General features: G+C 66.3%; 7 protein-coding genes. 2 read left to right on the forward strand and 5 right to left on the reverse strand.

What is annotated here, in order from left to right:
* Positions 1–106: 106 nt before the first annotated feature.
* Positions 107–1,012, reverse strand: coding sequence for a sugar phosphate isomerase/epimerase (locus BN903_RS12765; RefSeq protein WP_195155805.1), 906 nt, complete (start codon positions 1,010–1,012; stop codon positions 107–109).
* A gap of 347 nt (positions 1,013–1,359) precedes the next feature.
* Between BN903_RS12765 and BN903_RS12770 the strand changes: the two genes are divergently transcribed.
* Positions 1,360–2,868, forward strand: a complete 1,509-nt coding sequence (locus BN903_RS12770) for a lipopolysaccharide biosynthesis protein (RefSeq protein WP_048078094.1) — start codon at positions 1,360–1,362, stop codon at positions 2,866–2,868.
* 134 nt (positions 2,869–3,002) lie between these two features.
* Here BN903_RS12770 and BN903_RS12775 read toward each other — a convergent pair whose 3' ends face one another.
* The 4 genes from BN903_RS12775 to BN903_RS18200 all read right to left on the reverse strand — a co-directional run bounded on the left by BN903_RS12775 (position 3,003) and on the right by BN903_RS18200 (position 5,649).
* Positions 3,003–3,839: a TrmB family transcriptional regulator gene (locus BN903_RS12775; protein WP_048078112.1), complete on the reverse strand. Its 837-nt coding sequence runs from the start codon at positions 3,837–3,839 to the stop codon at positions 3,003–3,005.
* Positions 3,836–4,183 carry a helix-turn-helix transcriptional regulator gene (locus BN903_RS18800; protein WP_052334965.1) on the reverse strand — a complete coding sequence of 116 codons (348 nt, stop codon included), beginning with the start codon at positions 4,181–4,183 and terminating at the stop codon, positions 3,836–3,838. The genes BN903_RS12775 and BN903_RS18800 overlap by 4 nt, the downstream gene beginning before the upstream one ends.
* A 92-nt stretch (positions 4,184–4,275) precedes the next feature.
* Complete coding sequence (locus tag BN903_RS12785; protein ID WP_048078114.1) at positions 4,276–5,076, reverse strand: TrmB family transcriptional regulator; 801 nt, start codon at positions 5,074–5,076, stop codon at positions 4,276–4,278.
* Positions 5,077–5,319: 243 nt separating this feature from the next.
* Complete coding sequence (locus tag BN903_RS18200; protein ID WP_228841104.1) at positions 5,320–5,649, reverse strand: glycosyltransferase family 2 protein; 330 nt, start codon at positions 5,647–5,649, stop codon at positions 5,320–5,322.
* Positions 5,650–5,944: 295 nt separating this feature from the next.
* Here BN903_RS18200 and BN903_RS12795 point away from each other — a divergent pair, with 295 nt between their 5' ends.
* Complete coding sequence (locus BN903_RS12795) at positions 5,945–7,318, forward strand: lipopolysaccharide biosynthesis protein (protein WP_052334966.1); 1,374 nt, start codon at positions 5,945–5,947, stop codon at positions 7,316–7,318.
* The last annotated feature ends 29 nt before the right edge of the window (positions 7,319–7,347 follow it).

Consider the following 7,347-nt stretch of genomic DNA (forward strand, 5'->3'; position numbering starts at 1 on the left):
GGTGATACGAGAGCCACCGTCTCGCGGCGGGTAGCAGGCGTTCGAACTCCCTCGACGGTAGTGTTCGAGCGCCCGACTGAGCAGTGTTTGAGCGCCCGACCGAGGATCATCGTTCGGCTTGCGCCCGTAGGGAAACCGATCCGTTCGTCGGGGAGCGCTCTCCGGGCATCCGATCGAAGAACCGTCTGCCGTCGTCGATTTTCGTCTCTGGAGGCGTGTCCAGTTCGTTCTCGTACACGAGCCATTCGAGGTCGGCGTCACCGGCGACATCGAGGGCCCCTTCCATGTCCACGACGCCGTCACCGTGCGGGACGCTCTCGTAGTCGTCGAGCCCGGGACCGGGAGTCACGTCGCGGAGGTGGAGCATCTTCACCCGGTCGTCGAGCAACGACAGCGCCTCGGTCGGCGCGACGCCGCCGGCGCGGAGCTCGGCGACGTCGAGTTCGAACCAGACGGCACCCGGATCCGTTTCCGCGATGAGCTGCCAGAGCGGCGTCCTGCGCGGAATCTTCCCCGCGTTTCGAGCCCGAAGCCGCCGAGTCGCCTCCTGGAGATACTCGTCCGATCCGTCCGGTATCGGCGTCGCGTCGATGAGCGTCTCGACGCCGCCCGGCAGCAACGGGGACAGCCATCGCCGGTCGTTGTGTACCCCCAGTTCCACTCCCCGGTCGTCTAGGGCCGTCGCGGCGTCGTTCAGGCGGTCCGCGAGCGCGCGGACGGACTCGCGGGTGTGAAAGTGCGTCGAGTCGGGGTGGGCGACGACGATCCGGTCACAGTCGACGGTCGCACACCGCTCCAACAGGTCGTCCTCACCGGCGAGAGCGGCTTCGATGGTCGGGAGGTCCGCGTGTACCGCGGCCGGTGCGAGCCCGGTGTCGTCGAGCGCGGCGGCGACCTCTTCGGACGGTTCCCGGCGAAACCGATGGGCGAACTCCACGCCGTCGTATCCGCTCGCCGCGACCCGCCGAACGACGTCGGGAAGCGAGTCGGGGTCCGACCGGACGCTGTACAACTGAAAAGCGGTACGCGGCGACGTCATATCCGATGCTCGCACGGAGCGACTCATTAGTACACGGTGCCTAACGCCGCTGCTGCGGCCCGTTCTGCGCTTCGAAATCCGGAATCCCTGCGGTCCGTCGCGATCCTCGTCTCTGCCGGCGGCGACGGCACTGAGCGGTCGAGCCAGTCTTCAGCGACCTGACTACCCCGAAGGCGGATACGCCTTGGCACTCTCCCGGTTCCGAGTAGAACCTATTTGTCGCCTGTTAGGTCGCGCATACCTTTATTCACGATGTCACACAGCGCTCGTATGGAACGGAAGCGTCCGAACATCACTCAAATCGGGGGTACTCGACCGCGATGAGGGACCGACTCCGGGCGATCGTCGAGAAGCTGGTTCCGAGGGGGACCGTCGTCCAGCAGGCCGCGAAGGGGGGCGTCTGGATGACCATGATCCGTTTCCTCAGTCAGGGGTCGTACCTCCTGATGCTGGTCGTTCTCGCGCGGTTGCTCTCCCCCCGTGACTTCGGTATTCTCGGCGTCGCGCTGTTGACGCTGAGCGCGATGAAACGGTTCAGCGATATCGGCATAAACACCGCGCTCGTCCAGCAGAAGGCGGCGGACATCGACGAGTACCTGAACACCGCGTGGATGCTTGCGATCGGTCGCGGGGTACTGATCGTCGTCGTACTGTTTTTCGCAGCGCCGTTCATCGCGGGATTCTTCGGCGAGGCTGACTCGGAGCTGGCGGCCATCATTCGCGTCATCGCGTTCTCGCCGCTTCTGTCAGGGCTCCAGAACCCGGCCGTCGTCTACTTTCAGAAGGACCTCGAGTTCCACAAGGAGTTCGTCTACCAGACGACAAGCAGCTTCGCCCGCTTCGTCGTCGGCATCGGGTACGCGCTCGTCAGCCCGACCGTGTGGGCGCTCGTCGCCGGATTCGTCAGCGTGAGCGCGTCGAAAGTGGCGTTGTCGTACGCCCTTCACGACTACCGTCCCAGACCGTCGGTGGACCGCGAGACGCTGTGGGAACTCGTCCACTACGGGAAGTGGATCACGGGATCGTCCATCACGAAGTTCGTCCACAGCGAGGGCGACGACGCGTTCGTCGGGTGGTTCCTCTCCGCGACCGCGCTCGGGTTCTACCAGTACGCCCACCGGATCGCGGACATGCCCGCCACGCAGTTCACGGCGGTGATCTCGTCGGTCACCTTCCCGGCGTACTCGAAGCTACAGGACGACCCCGCAGCGCTCAAGGACGCGCTGCTGGGAACGACTCGATTGGTCGCGCTTGTCACTTTCCCCCTCTCGGCCGGGATGGCGCTTATCGCGCCGTCGTTCGTCCCGGTCGCGCTCGGCGACGAGTGGGAGCCGATGATTCTCCCCCTCCAGCTGCTGTCGGTGTTCGGGCTCCTTCACGGGATAACGCGGCACTTCGGCGGGGTGTTCAACGCGCTCGATCGCCCCGATTACAACATGAAACTCGACACGGTCCGTATCGTCTGTCTCGCGGCCGTCATCTGGCCGGCAACGGCACAGTGGGGCGTCGCAGGGACCGCGGGTGCCATCATCGGCGTCTACCTCTTCCCGATGTTCCCGCTCGACGTCTACGCCGTCTCGACGCTCACCCGAGCCCACCCCTTCGAGGTCCTCTACGAGTACGTCTACCCGGCGGTCGGGTCGGCGGTCATGTTCGGGGTCCTCTGGTACGCGCACGGACTCGTCGACGTCTCTCCGCTGGTCGAACTGTTGTTCACGGTGCCGATCGGGGCCGTCGTGTACACCCTCACGGTGCTGCTGCTCGACGAGCTGTTCAGTTGGGGTATCAAACGGGACCTCCGGTACGTCGTCGCCGAAGTACGGAGCTAGCGGCGTCGAGCCGCCCGAGAGAAAAGAGGGCTCTGGCCCCCTCGGCGAACGAAGCCCCCGCCGAATGCGGGGCAGAGGCTCGCGACACGACCTCCGTCGCGGTCTGTGAGGCGGTCGCGCGCCTCCCGCCGTCGTCAGGAGACGCCGGACTGCTGGGCCACGGCCGCCACGTCGTCCGCGGGGAGGAGCGCGAGGACCGCACGGCGAACGATCGTCGCGACGCCGTTGGCGGAGCCCTGACAGAACACCGCCTCCTCGCGGCGTTCTCCGCGGCCGTCCGCGTGGACCGTGGTTATCAGCACCGTCTCCCGGTCGACGAGGAGCACGCGACCGATCTCGGCGTCGGTGCCGGCGGCGGCAGACTGCTCGATCCACGTGTCCCGCAGCGAGATCGTATCGACGTCGCGACAGTCCTCGAACGACCGCCGGAGCGCGTCGGTCGTCGCTCCGACGACGACGGAGACGCCCCGCCCGTGGGCGTCTCGCAGCGTCCGGCGCAGCGGTTCGGCTACCTCGCCTTCGCGTCCGACCAGCAGGACGACCTCGTCCTCGGCCCCCTCGACGAGGCGACGCATCCGATTCGTGATCGCCGGGGCGTTCGATAAGGTCCAAACCGTCTGGTGAGGGTCCGACCCCTCGTCGGACTCGACGGGGTCGATCGACCGTAAGTCCTCTCGGAGCGAGTCGGTCAGCGACTGGTACTCGTCTCTGAGCAGGTCGGTCGCCTCGTCGACCGCGATGGCGCGGTACCGCTTCGGACTCGCGTGCCGGGCTTCGACGAGCCCCTTCGACTCCAGCACCCGCGCCGCGTTGTACACCCGCGTTCGAGGGACCCCGGAGCGCTCGCTGATCTCTTTCGCGGTCGCGGACGGGAGCCGGGAAAGCGCGACGAAACACCGCGCCTCGTACTCCTTCAGTCCGAGCTGTTGGAGGAGTTCGACGGCCTCGCGGCGAGCCGGCTGGTCGGTCACGCCCACCCCTCAGAGGGGTTGTCCTCGTCGCCCGGACTGTACTCGGCGGACGGCGGCGTTCGCCGCCGGGACGAGCCTCGCAGCGCGTCGAACGACCGCCCGGACGCCGCCTCGCGGTGGTGCGTCGCCGCGTCGACGGGTCGCCACCAGACGCGGCTGTTGGCCCCGACCTTCTTCGTCCGCAGGCGTCCGTCCGCGACGAGCGCGTCGAGGCGGTTGTAGATCGTCCGTTTGGTACAGTCGAACTCCCGGGCGACTTCCGGAGTCGTCACCGGCGTTCCGGGGGGACCGAGGGCGTCGACCCGTTCGAGAACGTCGTCGCGCGTCGGTGCGGTCGCGGGCATGCGACCTGTCGGACGGGAGAGGACAAAAGCGTTCCCACGATGGAAACGAGGACGGCCGCTCGGGGCGTGACCCCCGGCGACGCGCTCGACCGCTACTCCGCGTCTTGCCCGGGAATTAGCCCGTGCGCCATCAGCCGTCGGGCGATCACGACGAAGCCGTTACCGAACCCCTCCCCGTAGACCGCCTGCTCTCGGTTCCCGTCGAGGAGGATCGAACTCACCAGAATCGACGAGCGGTCGATCAGCAGGAGCCGCCCGACCGCGGTCTCGTGGTCTGTCGCCTCGTCGTCCCGTAGCCACTCCAAGCCGGAGACGAACGTCGTGGCGCGCGGGACGGCCGCCTCGACCTCGTCTCGGAGCGGTTCGGTCAGCGTCCCGACTATCAGATCGATGTCGTCGTCGACGTCGGTGAGCGTCTCGACGAGCTCCTCGGTCAGAAGCGACTCGTCGCCGACGACCAACACGACCTCCTCGGTGGCCGCCTCGATGAGCTGACACGTCCGGTTGTTGATCGCCTCGTGCCCGGAGATCGCCCATATCTGCTGGACCGCGGACCTGTCGCCCTCGTCGACGATCTCGATCGTGTCGAGGGCGTCGTGTAGCCGCTCGACGCGCTCCTCGTACTGGTCACGGAGCGTCTCGGTCGCCTCCGCCAGCGGGACCGCGCGGAACTGCTGCGGACTGGAGTGTTGGACCTCGACCAGTCCCTGCGCTTCGAGGACCCGTATCGCATCGTACACCCGCGTTCGGGGGACCTCCGTTATCTCGCTGAGTTTCTTCGCGGTTCCCGTGTCGAGCCGAGTCAGTCCGACGAAGCATCGAGCCTCGTACTCCTTCAAGCCGAGTTGCTGGAGGATCTGGACCGCGTCCTCCACGTTGTCTGATGTGTCCATGTGTCCCAACCTCCCGGGGATCCCGGGATGCGCCCGGCGATAACCTCCCGGAACGGATAGGTATTATCACTCTACGTGTGACGGGAGCGGTCGATCGGCACCATCTTTCGGCCCCGGCCGCGAGACCCGCGTCAGCACGGTGGAGGGTCGATTGCTCTGACGTGTCAAATGCTACCACACTACTATAAATAACCTTCGCCCGACACGCGCTCCGGCGTATCCGAGAGGAAGTAACTCAGATAATCACAAAAAGTATATATCGGGGTGCGTCGACAAACTAGCCGCACGCAGGTGCGTTCTGTGTCCCAACCACCGTACCTCCTGCGTGCGACTCCGGTCGCCCCGTGACGGGGTGACCGGACCGTACTCGGAGCGCAGCCGCGCCGACGAAGATGACTCGACCGGCTCTCGGGAGCCGTCGACGACGACGAGTTCGAGGTTCGGGTACGTCTGTCGGCGGAGGCTGGCGAGCGCGCCCACCAACTTCTCCGGGCGATCGCAGGTTATCACGACCGCGCTGACCAGCGGCCGGTCCGGTGTGTCCATCGGTTCGATGTGGCTTCGGGGAACCATTGTTAGGACGGCCGTTACGCCGCTCCGGCCGGCCGGCGCGGCACGGCGGCCGCGTATGCGCGACCGTATCACAGTCGACGACACCGCCGTCTCGGGCCGGTAACGCGTTCATAACAATGCCCTCGACGCGGGTTCTCGGGAACAGTACTATACCGACCGCACCATGTCACCGCTCTCTTCACTCCGACGGCTTTCTCACCCGCCTCACGCCCGGCGGCGATCTCACCGAGCAGACGGTGAAAGCGGCATCTGGGCCACGATAACGAACGTCCTCGACCGCGGCCTACAGCTGCTGATGATCGCGATCCTCGCCCGGATGCTCTCGCCGGCGGACTTCGGCCTGCTCGGTATCGCCCTGTTGACGCTGACGGCGTTCAAGCGGTTCTCGAACATCGGGTTCGATCAGGCGCTCATCCAGAAGGCGTCGGGGAACGTCGACGGCTATCTCAACACCTACTGGAGCATCGAGATCCTCCGCGGACTCCTGCTCGCCGGCATCCTCGTGGGCGTCGCGCCCTTCGTCGCGGGCTTCTTCGGTGAGCCCCGCGCCACCCCGATCCTCCGGGCCATCGCGCTCACGCCCCTGCTCTTAGGGCTTCGCAATCCCGGTATCGTCTACTTCAGGAAGAACCTCGAGTTCCACAAGCAGTTCGTCTACACGATGAGCGGCTCGCTGACGAACTTCGTCGTCGCGCTCGCGGTCGCGCTCGCGACGCAGAGCGTCTGGGCGCTCGTCTTGGGATACGTCGCCTCCGACGCCGCGCGATTGCTGGCGTCGTACGCCGTCCACGGCTACCGCCCGTGGCCCGAACTCAACCTCGACATCGCCCGCGACCTGTTCGGGTTCGGGAAGTGGATCACCGGCTCCGAGAGCGTCTACTTCGTCATTAATCAGGGCGACGACGCGGTCATCGGATGGCTACTGTCCGCCACGTCGCTCGGATTATATCAGGTCGCGTACCAGTTCGCCAAGGCACCGGCGACGGAGATCTCGCAGATCATTTCGAGCGTCGCCTTTCCGGCGTACTCCCAGCTTCAAGACGACATCCCCGCCCTCAGGTCGGCGTTTTACCGAACGCTTCAGGTGACGATGGTGATCGCGTTTCCCGCCTCAGTGGGGATCGGGGTCGTCGCGCCGACCTTCGTCGAGGCCGTCCTCGGACCCGGGTGGGGGCCGGCGGTGCCGGTGATGCAGATCGTCGCGGTGTACGGCCTCCTCATCGCGCTGGGGTCGGCGTACTCGCCGGTGTGGAAGGCGCTCGGTCGCCCCGACTACATGGCGAAACTTGGCGTCTTCCGGCTCGTGTTGACGGCGGCGATCATCATTCCAGTCACCCGCGAGTTCGGAATCGTGGGGACCGCGGCGGCCGTCCTCGGCGTCTACGTCTTCCCGGTGATGCCGATCGACGTGTACCTCGTGATCAAGTCGGTCGAGACGAGCCTCGGTCGGCTGCTCAGAGAGATTGCCTACCCGGCCGTCGCGAGCCTCCTCATGGGCGGGGTCGTCCTCTGGCTTCAGGCCACACTGACGCTCGAATGGGCGATCCTCGAACTGGTCGTCCTCGTCGCGGCCGGCGTCGCGGTGTATGGGGCCGCTGTCGGGCTGTTCGAGACCCAGCTGAACTGGGAACTGCGCGAGACGCTCCGGAACTTCGCCGGGGCGATCTGACCCCCGAGGGGGCGCGTAGGCGATCGGTA

It is taken from the genome of Halorubrum sp. AJ67 (assembly GCF_000513435.1).

What these genes read in the sequence shown, in the direction of transcription:
- BN903_RS12770 (WP_048078094.1), top strand. Translation starts at nt 1,360, where the DNA reads ATGAGGGACCGACTCCGGGCGATCGTCGAGAAGCTGGTTCCGAGGGGG.
- BN903_RS18200 (WP_228841104.1), bottom strand. Translation starts at nt 5,649, where the DNA reads ATGGTTCCCCGAAGCCACATCGAACCGATGGACACACCGGACCGGCCG.
- BN903_RS12795 (WP_052334966.1), top strand. Translation starts at nt 5,945, where the DNA reads ATGATCGCGATCCTCGCCCGGATGCTCTCGCCGGCGGACTTCGGCCTG.
- BN903_RS12785 (WP_048078114.1), bottom strand. Translation starts at nt 5,076, where the DNA reads ATGGACACATCAGACAACGTGGAGGACGCGGTCCAGATCCTCCAGCAA.
- BN903_RS18800 (WP_052334965.1), bottom strand. Translation starts at nt 4,183, where the DNA reads ATGCCCGCGACCGCACCGACGCGCGACGACGTTCTCGAACGGGTCGAC.